General features: G+C 72.9%; 14 protein-coding genes and 1 pseudogene. 8 read left to right on the top strand and 7 right to left on the bottom strand.

Going from position 1 to position 16,117, the window contains the following annotated elements:
• Positions 1-8: 8 nt before the first annotated feature.
• Genes AB0I45_RS11475 through mtrA form a run of 3 tightly spaced genes read right to left on the bottom strand, consistent with a single transcriptional unit; the run spans position 9 to position 4,091 of the window.
• Positions 9-1,706: an LpqB family beta-propeller domain-containing protein gene (locus AB0I45_RS11475; protein ID WP_175406917.1), complete on the bottom strand. Its 1,698-nt coding sequence runs from the start codon at positions 1,704-1,706 to the stop codon at positions 9-11.
• The gene (gene mtrB / locus AB0I45_RS11470) at positions 1,693-3,414 is read right to left on the bottom strand and encodes an MtrAB system histidine kinase MtrB (RefSeq protein ID WP_247618888.1); all 1,722 of its coding nucleotides are present in this window, start codon (positions 3,412-3,414) and stop codon (positions 1,693-1,695) included. The genes AB0I45_RS11475 and mtrB overlap by 14 nt, the downstream gene beginning before the upstream one ends.
• Positions 3,411-4,091 (bottom strand): MtrAB system response regulator MtrA, encoded by a 681-nt coding sequence (gene mtrA / locus AB0I45_RS11465; protein WP_247618889.1) that lies wholly within the window; start codon positions 4,089-4,091, stop codon positions 3,411-3,413. Before mtrA ends, mtrB begins: the two co-directional genes overlap by 4 nt.
• 229 nt (positions 4,092-4,320) lie before the next feature.
• On the opposite strand from mtrA, the gene AB0I45_RS11460 reads away from it, so the two are divergent.
• The 5 genes from AB0I45_RS11460 to AB0I45_RS11440 are packed head-to-tail and all read left to right on the top strand — an operon-like array spanning position 4,321 to position 9,758.
• Positions 4,321-5,391: a hypothetical protein gene (locus AB0I45_RS11460; protein ID WP_295690396.1), complete on the top strand. Its 1,071-nt coding sequence runs from the start codon at positions 4,321-4,323 to the stop codon at positions 5,389-5,391.
• Positions 5,388-6,008 (top strand): DUF4129 domain-containing protein, encoded by a 621-nt coding sequence (locus AB0I45_RS11455; RefSeq protein ID WP_247618891.1) that lies wholly within the window; start codon positions 5,388-5,390, stop codon positions 6,006-6,008. Before AB0I45_RS11460 ends, AB0I45_RS11455 begins: the two co-directional genes overlap by 4 nt.
• Complete coding sequence (locus AB0I45_RS11450) at positions 6,005-7,261, top strand: DUF4350 domain-containing protein (RefSeq protein WP_345032567.1); 1,257 nt, start codon at positions 6,005-6,007, stop codon at positions 7,259-7,261. The genes AB0I45_RS11455 and AB0I45_RS11450 overlap by 4 nt, the downstream gene beginning before the upstream one ends.
• A complete protein-coding gene (locus tag AB0I45_RS11445) occupies positions 7,258-8,466 on the top strand; it encodes a MoxR family ATPase (RefSeq protein ID WP_295689546.1) in 1,209 nt (402 codons plus the stop codon). The genes AB0I45_RS11450 and AB0I45_RS11445 overlap by 4 nt, the downstream gene beginning before the upstream one ends.
• Positions 8,466-9,758: a DUF58 domain-containing protein gene (locus AB0I45_RS11440; RefSeq protein ID WP_295689549.1), complete on the top strand. Its 1,293-nt coding sequence runs from the start codon at positions 8,466-8,468 to the stop codon at positions 9,756-9,758. The genes AB0I45_RS11445 and AB0I45_RS11440 overlap by 1 nt, the downstream gene beginning before the upstream one ends.
• 89 nt (positions 9,759-9,847) lie before the next feature.
• Here AB0I45_RS11440 and AB0I45_RS11435 read toward each other — a convergent pair whose 3' ends face one another.
• Complete coding sequence (locus AB0I45_RS11435) at positions 9,848-10,843, bottom strand: stage II sporulation protein M (RefSeq protein WP_295689551.1); 996 nt, start codon at positions 10,841-10,843, stop codon at positions 9,848-9,850.
• Between the two features lie 43 nt (positions 10,844-10,886).
• Between AB0I45_RS11435 and AB0I45_RS11430 the strand changes: the two genes are divergently transcribed.
• A complete protein-coding gene (locus tag AB0I45_RS11430) occupies positions 10,887-11,702 on the top strand; it encodes an RDD family protein (protein ID WP_247618896.1) in 816 nt (271 codons plus the stop codon).
• A 74-nt stretch (positions 11,703-11,776) separates the two neighbouring features.
• Here the strand turns inward: AB0I45_RS11430 and AB0I45_RS11425 are convergent, their stop codons facing one another.
• The 3 genes from AB0I45_RS11425 to AB0I45_RS11415 form a co-directional block, all read right to left on the bottom strand.
• Positions 11,777-12,529 carry an SDR family oxidoreductase gene (locus tag AB0I45_RS11425; protein ID WP_247618897.1) on the bottom strand — a complete coding sequence of 251 codons (753 nt, stop codon included), beginning with the start codon at positions 12,527-12,529 and terminating at the stop codon, positions 11,777-11,779.
• Positions 12,530-12,596: 67 nt separating this feature from the next.
• Complete coding sequence (locus AB0I45_RS11420; protein ID WP_247618898.1) at positions 12,597-13,460, bottom strand: fumarylacetoacetate hydrolase family protein; 864 nt, start codon at positions 13,458-13,460, stop codon at positions 12,597-12,599.
• A 108-nt stretch (positions 13,461-13,568) separates the two neighbouring features.
• Positions 13,569-14,282: a GntR family transcriptional regulator gene (locus tag AB0I45_RS11415; protein WP_295689557.1), complete on the bottom strand. Its 714-nt coding sequence runs from the start codon at positions 14,280-14,282 to the stop codon at positions 13,569-13,571.
• A 224-nt stretch (positions 14,283-14,506) separates the two neighbouring features.
• Here AB0I45_RS11415 and AB0I45_RS11410 point away from each other — a divergent pair.
• Positions 14,507-15,805: pseudogene (locus AB0I45_RS11410) on the top strand (enolase C-terminal domain-like protein).
• 54 nt (positions 15,806-15,859) lie between these two features.
• A complete protein-coding gene (locus tag AB0I45_RS11405; RefSeq protein WP_345032629.1) occupies positions 15,860-16,111 on the top strand; it encodes an L-rhamnose mutarotase in 252 nt (83 codons plus the stop codon).
• Positions 16,112-16,117: the final 6 nt, after the last annotated feature.

The following is a 16,117-nucleotide window of genomic DNA, read 5'->3' as shown; positions in this document are numbered from 1 at the left end:
GGCCCGGCTCAGCCCGGGTAGGCGGGGTCGAAGGCGCGGACGTCGACGAGCTTCTGCCAGTTCCCGGCGCTGTAGGTGTACATCTCGCCGGCGGCGGTGCTCACGCGCAGGGAACGCGAGTCGTCGCCCGCAGTGACCCGGATCCCCCCGTCGATCGAGCCGAGCGAGTTCTGCGGGCCGGCGACCGGGGTGCTGTAGGGGGTCTCCGGCGACCCCGGGGCCGGCGCGGCGAGCATGACGAGCGTGTGGGGGCCGGCCCACGAGAAGTCGGAGATCGAGTGGAGTCCGGCGCCGACGAGCAGCGGGGCGGCCTCGACCGTGCCGGTGGGGCGGTTCTGGCCGTCGCGGGTGACGCCGATGACCTCGATCCGGGTGCGGGACTCCCCATCGCTGGACAGCACCGCGAGCTGGGTGCCGTTGCGCGACACGTGGAGCGCCTCGATCCGCCGCTCGAGGAGGAACGGGACCTCGAACACCGAGAGCTCCCCGGACCGGTCGACGGCGTGGACGCGCCCGGAGTCCGCCTCGGCCGTCCACGCCCAGCCGAACCGGTCGAAGCTCGGACCGGCGAGGTCGTCGCCGGTGAGGATCACCGCATCGTCCATGGAATCGGCGACGACCCGATGGAGCTCGCTGCGATCCCCTCCGAGGTAGGCGTACATCGAGCCGTCGAGGGACACCGCCGGGTCCGAGTCGGCGTCCGACATCTCCGGGCTGCCCTCGACCGGTTCGACCCCGGTGCCCACCACCCGGGCGAGCGCGCCGTCGGACACGGCGACGGGCGGGCCGTCGACGGCCACGCCGGGGCCGGCCGCCTCGCTCGTCGCCGGGTCGAGGAGCCCGGAGCGGACGCCGACCTCGGCCTCGGTGATCGAGCCGATCGCACGCACGGTCTCCCCGATCTGGTTGATGATCCGCGCCTGGGCGAGCTCCTCGAGACCCTCTGCGGTGTCGGACAGGCCGACCTCGGCGACGCCCTCGCTCACCGTCACCATCTGCGGGTCGAGCTGGGTGCCCTCCGGCACCGCGGACACGACGGCGCCGTCGAGGTGATCGGCGGGTCCGCGCAGGAGTTCGCCGACGGCCTCCGTCGCGGTCGCCGGGGAACGGATGAACCAGCGGGTGTCGGGCACGAGGTGCTCGTAGTCCGGGGTGTAGAAGTACACCGGGTAGGCCTGGAACAGGGTGTTGAAGTTCGACGCGGACACGACGAGGCCGGGCGGGGCCTGCGAGATCCGCCACTCCCCGTTGACCTGCCGCAGCGCGAACTCCATCTCGATCACCGTGTCGTCGCCGGGCTCGCGGTAGAGGCGGCGCTCGTCGAGGCTCGCCTGGATCGGGACGTCGAAGGACACGCTCTGCGAATCCGCGGTGATCTCGCTCGTGAGCTCGTCGAGACCGGTCCCGGTGGGCATCACCCGCACGACGGAGCGCGGGTTCCACTCGGTGGAGAAGGACTCGGTGAGGAAGGCGCGTGCGACCTCGAAGTTGTTCGAGTAGCCGGCACCGGCGGCGAGGAAGCCGCGCACGATCTCGTCCGGCCCGGCCCCGGGCACGGGACCATCGGGGTCGATGCGCGACTGCACCCCGGACTCGCTGTCGTCGACGGGGATGCGCCCGATCCCGCCGTCGCGCGGGATCGACACGCAGCCGCTGAGCACGAGGGCGAGGCAGGCGAGCAGGGCGAGCAGGTCAGTCCGTCTCATACTCAGCCTCCGCGGGGTCGACGACGATGGGGATGGACCCGGTCTGGATCCGCACCGAGCCGTCCGAGGAGCTCGGACCGGCGACCAGGGCGGCACCGGTGTGCGCGGCATCGGCCGGCGGCAGCGGCAGCGGCGAGGAGGAGATCTCCTGCCGCTGGCGCCGCGGCAGCGTGAGCCGGAAGCACGCGCCCTCGCCCTCCCGGCCCCAGGCCTGCAGCCAGCCGCCGTGGAGGTGGGTGTCCTCGAGCGAGATCGCCAGGCCCAGCCCCGAGCCGCCGAGGGTGCGGCGGCGGGACGGGTCGGCGCGCCAGAAGCGGTCGAACACGTGCTCGACGTGCTCCTCGCTCATCCCGATGCCGTGGTCGCGCACGCTCACCGCGACCGCCTCGGCGTTGGCGGCGAGGTAGATGTCGACCCGCCGGCCCTCCCCGTGCTCGATCGCGTTGACGACGAGGTTGCGCACGACGCGGGTGATCCGCACCCGGTCGACCTCGGCCATGACCGGGGAGGACGGGGCGTGGAGGAGGAGCTCGGTGCCGGCCTGGGTGGCGACGACGGAGAGGGTGTCGAGGACGCCGGTGACGATCTCGCCGATGTCGGTGGGCTTCGTCACGAGGTTCGCCGCGCCCGCGTCGTAGCGGGAGATCTCGAGCAGGTCGCCGAGCAGCAGCTCGAAGCGCTCGACCTGGGAGTTGAGGAGCTCCGCGGAGCGCGCGGTCGAATCGTCGAAGTCCTCCCGCGACTCGTAGATCATGTCCGAGGCGATGTGGATCGTGGTGAGCGGGGTGCGCAGCTCGTGGGACACGTCGGACACGAACTGCCGCTGGAGCACGGTGAGCAGCTCCATCCGGGTGATCTGGTCCTGCAGGGTGTCGGCCATCGAGTTGAAGCTCTCGGCGAGCGTGGCGATCTCGTCCTTCCCGTGCACCGGCATCCGCTGGTCGAGGTCGCCGTGGGCGAGCTGCCCGGCGACCTCGGCGGCGGTGCGCACCGGCACGACGACGAGCCGGGTGACGATCCACGCGATCGCGCCGATGAGCACGGACAGCACGATCGCGGCGACGATGAGCGCGCGGAGCACGAAGTCGAGCGTGTTCTGCTCCTCCTGGAGATCGGCGACGACGAACAGCTCGAACTGGCCGGCGGCGGGGATCGTCACCTGCTGGGCGACGACGAGCCCGGGCGAGGACTCCTCGCCGGGCAGCGTGACGGACTGGTAGAGCTGCTCGCCGAGCTCGGCGCGGTCGACCGCGGAGAGGTAGGCGTCGGGCAGCTCGGCGACGGGGATCGACTCCTCGCCGCCGACGAGCGCGACGAGCGGCGGGACCGAGGTGGAGCGCTCCTTCGGCTCGAGCGCCACCGAGCGCAGGGGCGTGGGCGAGCGCGACAGCATCGAGCGCAGCTGGGTGTTGAGCGTCTCCGACAGCGCCTCGTCGTCCTCCCCTGTGGACAGCGACTGGAGCTCGGCGGCGTACCCGGCGGTCTGCACCGACACCGAGGACAGCTTCGACTCGAACAGGCCGCGCGAGATCTGCTGGGACATGTACGCCCCGACGCCGAGCACCGCGATGATCGTCAGCGCGATGGTGAGGACGACGATCCGGAACTGGAGCGAGTGCGTGAATGCCCGGGCGACCCAGCGTCCCGCGCCGCCGAGGATCCGCGCGGCGGTCTCGAGGAACCCGGCGAGCGCCGGGGTGCGGCTCACGTCGCCTGGCCGGCCTTGTAGCCGACGCCGCGCACGGTCACGACGATGTCGGGCTTCTCCGGGTCCTTCTCGATCTTCGAGCGGAGTCGCTGGACATGGACGTTGACGAGCCGGGTGTCGGCGGCGTGCCGGTAGCCCCAGACCTCCTCGAGGAGGGTCTCGCGGGAGAACACCTGCCAGGGCTTGCGGGCGAGCGCGACGAGCAGGTCGAACTCGAGCGGGGTGAGCGACACCGGCTCGCCGGCCTTCGTCACGGTGTGCCCGGCGACGTCGATGCTGACGTCGCCGACGGTGAGGATCTCCGGGGCGGACGGCTCGGCCATCCGCAGCCGGGCGCGCACCCGGGCGATGAGCTCCTTGGGCTTGAACGGCTTGGGGACGTAGTCGTCGGCCCCGGACTCGAGGCCGAGCACGACGTCGACGGTGTCCGACTTCGCGGTGAGCATGATGATCGGGACGCCGGACTCCTCACGGATCTCCCGGCACACCTCGAGGCCGTCCTTGCCGGGGAGCATGAGGTCGAGGAGGACGAGATCCGGATGGACGTCGTGGAAGGCGTCCAGCGCCCCGTCGCCGGTGGCGCAGAAGTGCGGTTCGAACCCCTCGCTCTTGAGCACGATGCCGATCATCTCCGCGAGTGCGGTGTCGTCGTCCACTACCAGAATCCGAGCGTTCATGGCGCCCATTCTTCCCCACTCGTCCCGGATTGCGGAATCCGCGTGCCCGGGCGCGTCGCGGACCGGGCCTCCCGCACCCCGGCGCCGACGGCCTCGCAGCCCGCCCCGCGGCCGGGGCCGAGCCGGGCCGGTGTTGGTATCCGCATCCCGGCTTGGGAATAATGGCGCGGGGAACCGGACCGTCGACGCCGACGGGCACCGGCCGGACGCGTCCGAGGAGGTGAGCACCGTGGCCGAACCGCCGAGTGCCGCCTGGGCCGCGCGCATGGACTGGCGCAGCGGGACCCTCGTGGCCGCCGCCCCGGGAGCGCCGCGGGTCGAGTGGCGGCCGCCGCCGCGGCCCGGAGTGCTGTCCCGGCGTCCGCTGCGCTTCTTCGAGGGGCTCGACGGCGGCTTCCGGCTCATCCGCTTCGCCCCGGCGCTCACCGTCGGGCTCTCCGCGATCGTCTTCACCCTGTGGACGCTGCTCATCGGCGTCGTGATCTCCGGCCTCGCGTGGGCGGGCACCGGGTTCCTCTCCGAGGTGTTCTCCGACCCCGATGCCGCCGCCGGCTTCTCGATCGTCGCCCAGTTCGGGGCCTTCGCGCTCTCGATCTCCTCGCTCTCCCTCGTCCACCTGCTCACCGGGGTCGGCGCCGTCGCGGCGCGGGCCGCCTTCGACTCCCGCCGCATGACCCTGCGCGCGGGCTGGCTGGCGCTGCGCGGGGTGCGCCTGCGCCTCGTGCTCGTCACCGGGCTGCTCGGCCTCGCCCATCTCCTCGCGCTCGCCGTGCTCCTCCTCCCGGCGCTCGTCGTCGCCGGGCTCGGGCAGAGCACCGCCTCGCTCGTGCTCACCGGCCTGGGGCTGCTCGGCTGGTGCGCCTTCACCCTCTACTTCGCGCTGCGCACGGCGTTCGTCGGCTGCACGGTCGCGCACGAGCGCCGCACGATCCGGCAGGCGTTCGTCCGCTCGTGGCGACTCACCGGGAGCGGGTTCTGGCGCACCCTCGGCCAGCTCCTGCTCGGCTGGTACCTCTCGAACCAGCTCGTCTCGATCATCATCACCCCGCTCGTCGTCATCGCCTACGTCCTGACGATCCTCGCCGTCATCATCGGGATCTCGAGCGGCACCGGCGGCACCGTGATGCTCCTCTCCGCGCTCGCCGTCGTCGCCGTCGTCGTCGGCGCGCTGACGATCGCGGCCACCGCGGTCCTCTTCGCCTACCTCGCCGGGCTCGTGTCCGTCGTCTTCTTCGACCGGCTCATGCGCGCCGAGGGCTACGACCTCGTGCTCCTGCGCCAGGCGGAGGCCGAGGCGTGAGCGCCTGGGCCGCGCCGCTCAACCCGGACCGCGACTCCGCACAGCGCTGGGCCGAGGAGGAGCTGTCGAAGCAGGAGTACCAGGAGGCCGACCTCACCCTCCTGCAGCGGCTGGGAGCCGCGATCTCCGACTTCTTCTCCGAGCTCACGGCACCGGTCGCCGACATCCGCTCCGTCTGGCTCATCGTGCTCGTCGTGCTCGTCGTCGCCGCCCTCGCAGTGCTCGTCGTGTGGCGGGTGCGGCGCGGCTCCGGCGGCAGCCTGAGCGACCCCTACCGGCCGCTCGCCGTGCTCGTGCCCGATGTCGACCCCGAGGAGCTGCGGGCACGCGCACGGGCCGCGGCCGCCGCCGGGGACTGGACCCCGGCGGTGCAGGACGCCACCCGCGCCCTCCTCGTGGGCCTGGGGCGGGCCGAGGTCATCGAGGTGACGACGGCGAGCACCGCCTCGGAGCTCACGACGGCCGCCGCCGCGGCCCGTCCCGCCGAGGCGGGCGCGCTCCACCGGGTCGGCCGCACCTTCGACGACATCACCTTCGGCACGGAGGCCGCTGCGGAGGCCGACTACGAGCGGGTCCGTGAGCTCGACCGCCGACTGACCGCCGGGGTGCGCGCATGAGCGCCGGCCTCGACGTCGCGGTGCGCGGCACTGCTCGCGCCGGCGGACCCGGGACCTGGCAGCGGGTGCGCAGCGGGGCCCGCTCCTCGACCGTGTGGGTGATCGCCGCCCTCGTCGTCCTCCTCGCCGCGATCGTCGGGTTCCTGTCGCAGACCGGCACGGAGGAGACCCGGCCGCTCCACTGGGAGTCGTCCGCGCCCGCGGGCGGGCGGGCCGTGATCGAGGTGCTCCGCGCCCGGGGCATCGAGGTGAGCACCACCGAGTCCTACGACGAGGCCGCGCAGCGCGCCGCGGACTCCGACGCCACGCTGCTCGTGTTCGACCCCGACTCCGCCCTCGCCACCGAGCACCGGCACCGGCTCCGCTCCGCAGCGGTGGATTCCGGATCCCCGCTCGTCGTCGTCGAGCCCGGGACGGAGGTCACCGACTGGTCCCCCGGCGTCCAGCAGGCGTACCAGACCGCCGCCGGGCCCGGCGGCAGCGCTCCGCTCGCCCCCGACTGCACGTGGGAGACCGCGCAGCGCGCCGGCACCGTGAGGGACTCGCCCGAGCGGTACGCCGCGCTCGGCGCCCAGGACTCCGAGGTCACGGTGTGCTACCACCAACCATGGGACCAGGCCGGCTACGGCGCGGTGACCCGGGAGGAGCTCGACGGCACCACCGTGACCGTGCTCGGCTCCCGGGCCTGGCTGAATAACGCGCACCTCGCCGACTCGGGCAACGCCGCCCTCGCCCTCGGCGCGCTCGGCGAGCGGGACTCCCTCGTCTACTACTACGCCGATCCGAACGACGAGACTCTCGGCGCCGGCCCGGACGACGAGCTGCTCGGCCCGTCGTTCGACCTCGTGCCCGCCTGGTTCTGGGTCGCCCTGCTGTGGCTGATCCCGCTCGGGATCGCGGCGATGCTGTGGCGCGGCCGCCGCTTCGGACCGCTCGCCGTCGAGCGCCTGCCGGTCGTCGTGCCGCCGGTGGAGACCGTCCTCGGCCGCGCCGGCATCCTCCAGCGCGCCGGAGCGCGCGACTCCGCGCTGCACACCCTGCGCACCGCCGCGCTGCTGCGCCTGGCCTCCGGCCTGTCGCTGCCGCCGCACTCCCGCACCCCGGAGATCTGCGCCGCCGTCGCCGCCCGCACCGCTCGCGACCCCGCCGAGGTGAACCGGCTCCTCGCCGGACCCGCCCCGAGCAGCGACGCCGAGCTCACCGCCATCGCCACCGCCATCGCAACCCTGGAGAGCGAGATCTCACCCCTATGAGCCACATCCCCCCGCAGCCGCCGAACCAGCCCGACGACCGGTTCCGCCCGCACCCCGGCGCCCATCCCTCCGGCGCGCACCCGGGGGCGGGGCAGCCTGCGGCACCCGCGCCGGGCCAGTACACCGGGTCCGGTCCGGGGCACCACCCCGCCCCGGGGCCGGGGGCGCCTCCCCCGGTGGAGCAGGGCCACGCCGCGTACGCCCCACCGACCCTCGAAGCCCGGCTCGCCGAGCAGCACCGGCTCGACGACCGCGACCACGCGCTGCGCGCCCGGCTCGAGGCGGTCCGCAGCGAGGTCGGCAAGGCCGTGGTCGGCCAGGAGCCGGCCGTCGACGGGATCCTGCTCGCGCTCCTGTGCCGGGGGCACGTGCTCCTCGAGGGAGTGCCCGGGGTGGCCAAGACGCTGCTCGTGCGCACGATCGCGCAGGCGCTCGACATGGCCTCCACCCGCGTGCAGTTCACCCCCGACCTCATGCCCGGCGACGTCACCGGTTCGATGATCTACGACACGCGCTCCGGGGACTTCGAGTTCCGGGAGGGGCCGGTGTTCACCCATCTCCTCATCGCCGACGAGATCAACCGCACCCCGCCCAAGACCCAGTCCGCCCTGCTCGAGGCGATGGAGGAGCGGCAGGTGTCCGTCGACGGCACCACCCGCACCCTGCCGAGCCCGTTCCTCGTCGCCGCGACCCAGAACCCCATCGAGTACGAGGGCACCTATCCGCTGCCCGAGGCGCAGCTCGACCGCTTCCTGTTCAAGCTCGTCCTCGAGCTGCCCGGTCGCGACACCGAGCTCGAGATCCTGCGCCGGCACGCGCACGGATTCGACTCCCACGACCTCGCCGAAGCCGGGGTGGGCCCGGTCGCCGACATCCCGACCCTGCTCGAGGCCGCCGAGCGGGCCGGCGGGATCCACGTCGCCCCCGAGGTGCTCGAGTACCTCGTCGACATCGTGCAGGCGACCCGGATCGCGCCCTCGCTCGCGCTCGGGGTGTCCCCGCGCGGCGCCACCCGGCTCCTCGCCGCCGCGCAGGCGCGCGCCTGGCTGTCCGGGCGCGGCTACGTCACCCCCGACGACGTCAAGCTACTCGTCCCGATGACCTTCCGCCACCGCGTCCTGCTCCGGCCCGAGGCGCAGATGGACGGGATCGGCATCGACCAGGTGCTCACCTCGATCATCGACACCACCCGAGCCCCGCGCTGATGGTCCCCACCTGGCGCTTCGTCCTCCTCGTCGCGCTCGCGGCGATCCCGGTGCTGCTCGTGCCCGGCTGGGACACCGCCGGGCTCGCGCTCGCCGCGGCCGCGTTCATCGCACTCCTCGACTGGCTCCTCACCCCGCGCCCGCGCCGGGTCTCCGCCCAGCGCACGCCCGGCCGCCGGGTGCGCCTCGGCGAGGACACGCACGCCACCCTCACGCTGCGCAACGAGGGCCGGCGCATGCAGCGCCTCCATGTCCGCGACGCGTGGACCCCGAGCGCCGGCGCCGCGGACGTCCGGTTCCGCACCCGGCTGCGCGCCGGTGAGTCCTTCGAGCGCGTGCTCACGCTCACCCCGACCCGCCGCGGGGTGCTCCCGGCCGACCGCCTCACCCTGCGCTCGCGGTCCTGGCTCGGCGTCCTCGGGCGGCAGACGAGCATCGACGTGCCTGCGAGCATCCGTGTCATGCCGCCGTTCCTGTCGCGCCGCCACCTGCCCTCGAAGCTCGCCCGGCTGCGCGAGCTCGACGGGCGCACCGCAGTGATGATCCGCGGTCTCGGCACCGAGTTCGACTCGCTGCGCGAGTACGTCCGCGGCGACGACGTGCGCTCGATCGACTGGCGGGCCACCGCGCGCGCTCGCGAGCTCATGGTCCGCACCTGGCGGCCCGAGCGCGACCGGCGGGTCGTCATCGTCCTCGACTCCTCGCGCCTCGCGGCGCGCCGCTGCGGCACCGGCACGGTGTTCGATGCCGCGCTCGAGGCCGGCCAGCTGCTCGCCGCGCTCGCCGCCGGCGGTGGCGACCGGGTCGACCTCCTCGTCGCCGATGCCCGGGTCCGCGCCCGGATCGGACCGATCACCGGGCGCGATCCGATGGGCCGGCTGTCGAACGAGCTCACCGACGTCGACCCCGAGCTCCTCGACGCGGACTGGGATGCGATCACCTCGGCCGTCATGCGGGCGGCATCCCAGCACTCGCTCGTCGTCCTCGTCACCGCGCTCGACCCGACGACGGTCGCCGAGGACATCCTGCCGGCCCTGCCCGTGCTGCGCGCCCGGCACTCCGTGGCGATCGCCTCGGTCGCGGACCCCGAGCTCGAGTCGATGGCCGCCCGCGTGCACACCCCGGCCCTGGCCTATCGGGCGGCGGCGGCCGAGCGGGAGCTCCTCGAGGTGCGCTCGGTCATCGGCTCGCTGCGGGAATCGGGCATCCATTCGGTCCATGAGCCCCCGGAGGACCTCGCCCCGGCGCTCGCCGACCTCTACATCTCCCTCAAGGCCACCGGCCGCCTCTGAGCACTCGATCTCCGAAGGTTCCTGGGAGCGGATCCGCCGTTCTCTGCACTCTCGACCGCCGTGGAATGCGTGCGACGCCGCGGCCGGGCTCAGTCGACGGCGACGACCTCGTAGCCGGCGCGGTCGTCCGACAGGTCACCGGTGTCGCCGGCGCGCAGCGCCGGCCGGCCGAGCACGATCGCATAGACGACGATGCCCACGGTGTAGAGCGCGCCGATCCCGATCCGGATGACGTCGGGCAGGCTCGAGGGGGTGACGAAGCCCTCGATGATGCCGGACAGGAAGAGGAGCACGACGAGTCCGAGCGCGACGGTGATGAGGGAGCGGGCGGCTCGGGCGAGAGCGGCGCGTCGGGTCCGCGGACCGGGCACGACCCAGGCGAGGAAGATCTGCAGGCCGGCCGCCGCGGCGATGAGGATGCACGTGATCTCCGGGATCCCGTGGGGCAGGATGTAGCGGAAGAACTCCGCCCCGTGGCCGAACTCGAACATGATCGCCCCGGACAGCCCGACGTTGAAGGCGTTGAGGATGAGGCCGAACACGATCGGGAAGCCGAGGATCCCGAGCGCCACCCACTGCACCGCGATCCACGCGTTGTTCGCCCACACCCCGACGGTGAAGAAGCCACTCGGGTGCTCGAAGTAGTAGTCGACGAAATCCTCCTCCGCGAGCCGCCGGCGCATCTCCGCATCGCCGAAGCCCTCGAGCACCGCCGGGTCGTTGTAGGCCCACACGGTGGTGAGGACGCTGATCCCGACGAAGAAGGCGAACACGCCGAGGAACATCCAGCGCAGGGAGTAGAGCGCGGCGGGCAGGGACACGACCCAGAACTGGACGAGCGAGCCGCGCAGGCCCAGCGGCACCCCGGTGAGCTGCATGCGCGAGCGGTGGACGATGCTCGACAGCCGGATCGACACCTCGGAGTCCGGTGCCACGGTCTGGATCCGCGACAGGTCCTTCGAGGCGGAGCGGTAGAGGGCGAGGAACTCCTCGGCCTCGCGCGCGTCGAGCGTGTTGCGGGAGGCGAGCGTCGACAGCCGGGCCCAGGCCGGTCCGTGGAGCTCGGCGAGCAGAGCCGGATCCATGGTGGACAGCATAGTCGGCACCGTCTGTGCCACGATAGTTCCCGTGAGCACACTCGTCACCGGTGAGGCGGTCGCCCTCGACGTGCGCGCGGCCTCGCTCGGGGCGCGCGCCGTGTCGTGCGCGATCGACTTCGTCGTCTACGGTATCGCCTACTCCGCGATCATGTTCAGCGCCGCCTGGGTGATCGACTGGAGCACGATCGTCGATTCGCTCCTCGGCCGGACGCTCACCCTGCTCCTCACCGTGCTCACCCTCGTCCTCATCCCGTGCACGGTCGAGGCGCTCACCCGCGGCCGCTCGCTCGGCAGGCTCATCTGCGGGCTGCGGATCGTGCGCGAGGACGGCGGGGCGATCACCTTCCGGCACGCCTTCATCCGCGCCCTGCTGTGGCAGTTCGAGGTGTTCGCCACCGGCGGCGGCCTGGCCGCGCTCGTCGGCCTGCTGTCCCCGCAGAGCAAGCGGATCGGGGACTATCTGGCGGGCACGCTGGCGGTGAACGAGCGGGCCGGGATGCCGCGCTTCGCACGGATCGCCGTCCCGCAGCACCTGGTGCCGTGGATCTCGCGCGCGGACGTCTCACCGATCCCGGCGGGGCTCCACTACCGGATGGTGCAGTTCCTCGTCACCGCCGAGCAGCGCACGCCCGCCTCCCGGCTCGACCGGGCGATCGAGCTCGCCGAGGAGGTCAACCCGTTCATCGCGCCGGCTCCTCCCCCGGGCACGCACCCCGAGGAGTTCCTCGCCGCGATCATCGGCCGCACCCGCCACGAGTACACGCTGCGGATGCAGCGCTCGGCGCGCTCGACCGAGGCCTTCCGCGCGCGGGTGGGCGCGCTTCCCTTCGGCCAGCGCCTCTGACCGGACCGGCACACCGGTTCGGTCAGCGGCACCGTGGCGCCCGGGCGGGTCCGATCCCGCTCCGGGCGCCGCGCTCACTCCGGGCGCAGCCGCAGTCCCTGCATCCCGCCGTCGACGGCGAGCGCGACGCCCGTGGTCGAACCGGCGAGCGGGGAGGCGAGGTAGGCGATGGCCTCCCCGACCTCGGCCGGGGTGACGAGCCGCCCGTGCGGCTGCCGGGCGGCGAGCGCGGACCGTTCCGCCGCCGGGTCCGGCGCGGAGTCGAGGAGCCGGCCCACCCAGGGGGTGTCCGCGGTGCCGGGGTTGACGCAGTTGACGCGGATCCCCTCGCGCAGGTGGTCGGCGGCCATCGCAAGCGTGAGCGAGGCCACCGCACCCTTGCTCGCGCTGTAGAGCGCCCGCTGCGGGAGCCCGGCGGTGGCCGCGATCGAGCAGGTGTTGACGACCGCGGCGCGGTCCGAGGCCCGCAGGTGCCCCAGCGCGGCCCGCGTCACCCGCACGATGCCGAGGACGTTGATGTCGAGGACGCGGCGCCACTCCTCGTCCGAGTTGTCCTCGATGGTCCCCTGCGCGCCGATCCCGGCGTTGTTGACGACGACGTCGATCCCGCCGAGCCGCTCGGCGGCCTCGGCGACGGCACGGCGCACGGAGGCATCGTCGCCGACGTCGCAGGCGATGCCGGTGAAGGCGGGGTCCGCCGCCTCGGGCCGGAGGTCGAGGACGGCGACCGCGGCTCCGCGCTCGGCGAGCGCGTGGGCGGCGGCGGCACCGATGCCCGAGGCGCCGCCGGTGACGATCGCCGAGAGCCCTGTCATGGATGCGTGCATGGTGTTCTCCTGGTTCTTCGGTCCGGTGGGCGGCGGTCGCCGTGCACCCGGGTTCGGCGGGCGGCGCTCAGGCGTCGACGAACTCGTGGCGCTGGCGGCCGAGCCCGGCGATCTCGACCTCGACGACGTCCCCGGCACGGAGATAGTCGAAGCGTCCCGACAGGGCCACGCCCTCCGGGGTGCCGGTGAGGATGACGTCGCCGGGCTCGAGCACGAGGTACTGCGAGAGGTGGTGGACGATCTCGTCGACGCCGAAGATCATGTCCCGCGTGTTCGAGTCCTGCCGGATCTCGCCGTTGACCCAGCTGCGGATCGTGAGGTCGGACGGGTCGAGCGCGTCCGCGCTGACGAACCACGGGCCGAGCGGGGAGAAGCCGGGGGCGCACTTGCCCTTCGACCACTGTCCGCCGGACTCGTGCATCTGGAAGTTCCGCTCGGACAGGTCGTCGGCGAGCACGTAGCCGGCGATCGCGGCGGCCGCCTCCTTCCGGTCGCCGAGGTAGGAGCACCGCTGCCCGATGACGATCCCGAGCTCGACCTCCCAGTCCGTCGTCGTCGACCGGCGCGGGATCCGGGCGGTGTCGTCCGGGCCGGCGATGGTGTTCGGGGTCTTGAAGAACAGCACCGGCTGGGCGGGCGGCTCGGCGCCGGACTCCGCGGCGTGCGCGGCGTAGTTCATCCCGATGCACAGCAGCGCCTGGGGATCGACGACGGGCGCGCCGATCCGCATGCCCGGGGTGACCTCGGCCGCGGGCAGCGCGCCCTCGGCGTGCGCGGCGGCGACCCGGGCGAGGCCGTCCTCGGCGAAGAAGCGCCGGTCGTAGGTCGCGGTGACGGACGAGGCTTCGAACCAGTCGTCACCGCCGTCGGGGCGGGCGATGCCGAGCAGCGGTGTCTCCGACCCGAGCGGGCCGACTCGCATGAGCTTCATGGGTACTCCTGACTGTGGGTGGTGGTGAGGTGGGTGGTCGTGGTGGTCTGCCGTGGGGCGGTCGGCGTGCGGAGCCCGACCGAGGGTCTCAGGTTCCGGCGAAGGACCTCAGCCGCCGGCCGCCGGGACGGCGGTGCCGAGGACCGAGGTCGTGAATCCGAGCCCCGCCCCGCCGCCGGTGCCGGACCCGCCGGACATGCCGGAGCGGAACCGCTCGAGCGCGCTGCCGAGGTGCTCGCGCATCGCCTGCGCGGCGTCGCGCGGGCGGCATTCGGCGATCGCGGTGGCGATCGCGACGTGCTCGCCGACGGTCGCGGTGCCGTCGAAGTCCTGCGGGTAGAGCCGGAACACGTGGAGGTGGGCGTGGAGGCTGCGGTAGGCGTCGAGGAGGAAGGGGTTGTCGACCGCGGCGAGCATGATCTCGTGGAACCGGACGTCGTGGGCGATGAGCTCGGCGCGCGGGTTCTGCGCCGACTCCTGCGCGGCGAGGTAGGACTCGAGCTCGTCGGCCATCCGCCGGCCCGGGTTCCCCACCCGGTCGACCGCCACGGTCGAGGCGGTCCAGGGCTCGATGAGCAGCCGCACCTCGAACATGTTGGCCAGCCCCCGCTCGTCGAGCAGCGCGGTCGTCGTGTATCCGCGGTTCTTGTCGCGGACGACGAGCCGGTCGCCCTCGAGGTGCTGGAGCGCCTCGCGCACCGGCGTCTGCGACACGCCGAGGCGGCGCGAGAGCTGGTCGATGTTCACCCGCTCCCCGGGTGCGATCGCGTTGCTCACGATGAGCGTCCGAATCTCCTCGAGCACGTCGATGCGGCCTGTCATGTCGCCTCCGTCGCAGATCACCCGGTGGAATCCGGGTCCTCCATGAATACCAGTTCGCCGCCTCATCGCGGCTGGGAATCCCAACCCTACATGATTTACAACGATCCTATCTGATGTGTAGGTTTCCTGTGAACATGCGATCCAGCCCATACCATTCGACGAAGAAGGAGGGCCTCCCGGTGTCACTCATCCGGGTCTACGACGACCGGTCCCCTAAGTCCCGGATGCTCGACGGCTCCGATGCGATGAATCCCGACCCCGACTACTCCGCGGCGCACGTCGAGCTGCGCACCGATGCCGCCGACGGCCTCCAAGGCCACGGCTTCAGCTTCACGATCGGTCGCGGCAACGAGGTCATGACCGCCGCGATCGCAACGCTGACCGACCACGTCGTCGGCCTCGACGCCGAAGAGCTCCTCTCCGACCTCGGCCGCGCCTGGCGACTCCCGTCCACGACTCGCAGCTGCGCTGGCTCGGCCCGGAGGAGGGCGTCATGCACATGGCCGCCGGCGCCGTCCTCAACGCTCTGTGGGACCTGCGCGCCAAGCGCGCCGGCCTGCAGCTGTGGCGCCTGCTGGCGGAGGTGACGCCCGAGGAGATCGTCGACATCGTCGACTTCCGCTACCTCACCGGCGCGCTCATTCGCGACGAGGCCCTCGACATCCTCCGCGCCGCGGAGCCCGGGCGCGCTGCTCGCATCGCCGAGCTCGAAGCCACCGGCTACCCGGCGTACACGACGACGCCGGGCTGGCTCGGCTACAGCGACGAGAAGCTCGTCGCCCTCGCGGAGCAGGCCGTCGCGGACAGCTTCACCCAGATCAAGCTCAAGGTCGGGGCGGACCTCGACGACGACCGCCGGCGCTTCGCGCTCGCGCGGCGGGCCGTCGGGGACTCCGTCGAGATCGCGATCGACGCGAACCAGCGCTGGGACGTCGCCGAGGCGATCGACTGGGTCACTGCGATGGACGACGACTCGATCGCCTGGGTCGAGGAGCCGACGAGCCCCGAAGACATCCTGGCCCATGCCGCGATCGCCCCGGGGGATCGCCCCGATCCCCGTCGCCACCGGCGAGCACGTCCACAACCGGGTGATGTTCAAGCAGATGCTCCAGGCCGGGTCGATGGAGGTGCTGCAGCTCGACGCGACACGGGTGGGCGGGGTCAACGAGAACATCGCGATCCTGCTGCTCGCCGCGAAGTTCGGTGTGCGGGTGTGCCCGCACGCCGGCGGTGTCGGCCTGTGCGAGGCCGTCCAGCACCTGTCGATGTTCGACTTCGTCGCGGTCTCCGGCACCCGGGAGCGCCGCTCGATCGAGTTCGTCGACCACCTCCACGCGCACTTCATCGAGCCGATCGACGTCCGCGCCGGCCACTACCGGGCGCCCCGCCTGCCCGGCGCGGGCATGGAGATGCACGCCGGATCGCTCGCCCGCTACGCCTACCCCGGCGGCGCCGAGTGGAGTGCGGCGACGGGCGCCGTCCCCGCGGCGGAGGCCGGCAGGAGCGAGGCGGTCCATGCCTGAGACCATCGCCCTCCGCACCGAGCTCCGGCCCGGCCGCGAGCTCGACTACAAACGATCCACGCGCAGATCCCCGCCGAGCTCGACACCACACTGCGCGACGCCGGGGTCCGCGGCTGGCGGATCTGGCGCGACGGCACACACCTCTTCCACCTCGTCGAGGTCGACGACTACGCCGCGATGCGCGCCGCCCTCGCCGACCACCCGGTGAACGTCGCCTGGCAGGCGCAGATGGACGAGCTCCTCGCGGTGCCCGACGACTACTCCGGACAGGACTCCGGCCTGCCGCTCGACTGGAGGCTGCCATGACCGCAC

This window comes from Brevibacterium sp. NPDC049920 (genome assembly GCF_040656435.1).
Lineage (GTDB): Bacteria > Actinomycetota > Actinomycetes > Actinomycetales > Brevibacteriaceae > Brevibacterium > Brevibacterium pityocampae.
This window is presented reverse-complemented; position numbering and strand designations above follow the sequence as displayed.

What these genes read in the sequence shown, in the direction of transcription:
- AB0I45_RS11450 (WP_345032567.1), top strand. Translation starts at nt 6,005, where the DNA reads ATGAGCGCCGGCCTCGACGTCGCGGTGCGCGGCACTGCTCGCGCCGGC.
- AB0I45_RS11445 (WP_295689546.1), top strand. Translation starts at nt 7,258, where the DNA reads ATGAGCCACATCCCCCCGCAGCCGCCGAACCAGCCCGACGACCGGTTC.
- AB0I45_RS11440 (WP_295689549.1), top strand. Translation starts at nt 8,466, where the DNA reads ATGGTCCCCACCTGGCGCTTCGTCCTCCTCGTCGCGCTCGCGGCGATC.
- AB0I45_RS11415 (WP_295689557.1), bottom strand. Translation starts at nt 14,282, where the DNA reads ATGACAGGCCGCATCGACGTGCTCGAGGAGATTCGGACGCTCATCGTG.
- AB0I45_RS11420 (WP_247618898.1), bottom strand. Translation starts at nt 13,460, where the DNA reads ATGAAGCTCATGCGAGTCGGCCCGCTCGGGTCGGAGACACCGCTGCTC.
- AB0I45_RS11475 (WP_175406917.1), bottom strand. Translation starts at nt 1,706, where the DNA reads ATGAGACGGACTGACCTGCTCGCCCTGCTCGCCTGCCTCGCCCTCGTG.
- AB0I45_RS11435 (WP_295689551.1), bottom strand. Translation starts at nt 10,843, where the DNA reads ATGGATCCGGCTCTGCTCGCCGAGCTCCACGGACCGGCCTGGGCCCGG.
- mtrA (WP_247618889.1), bottom strand. Translation starts at nt 4,091, where the DNA reads ATGAACGCTCGGATTCTGGTAGTGGACGACGACACCGCACTCGCGGAG.
- AB0I45_RS11425 (WP_247618897.1), bottom strand. Translation starts at nt 12,529, where the DNA reads ATGCACGCATCCATGACAGGGCTCTCGGCGATCGTCACCGGCGGCGCC.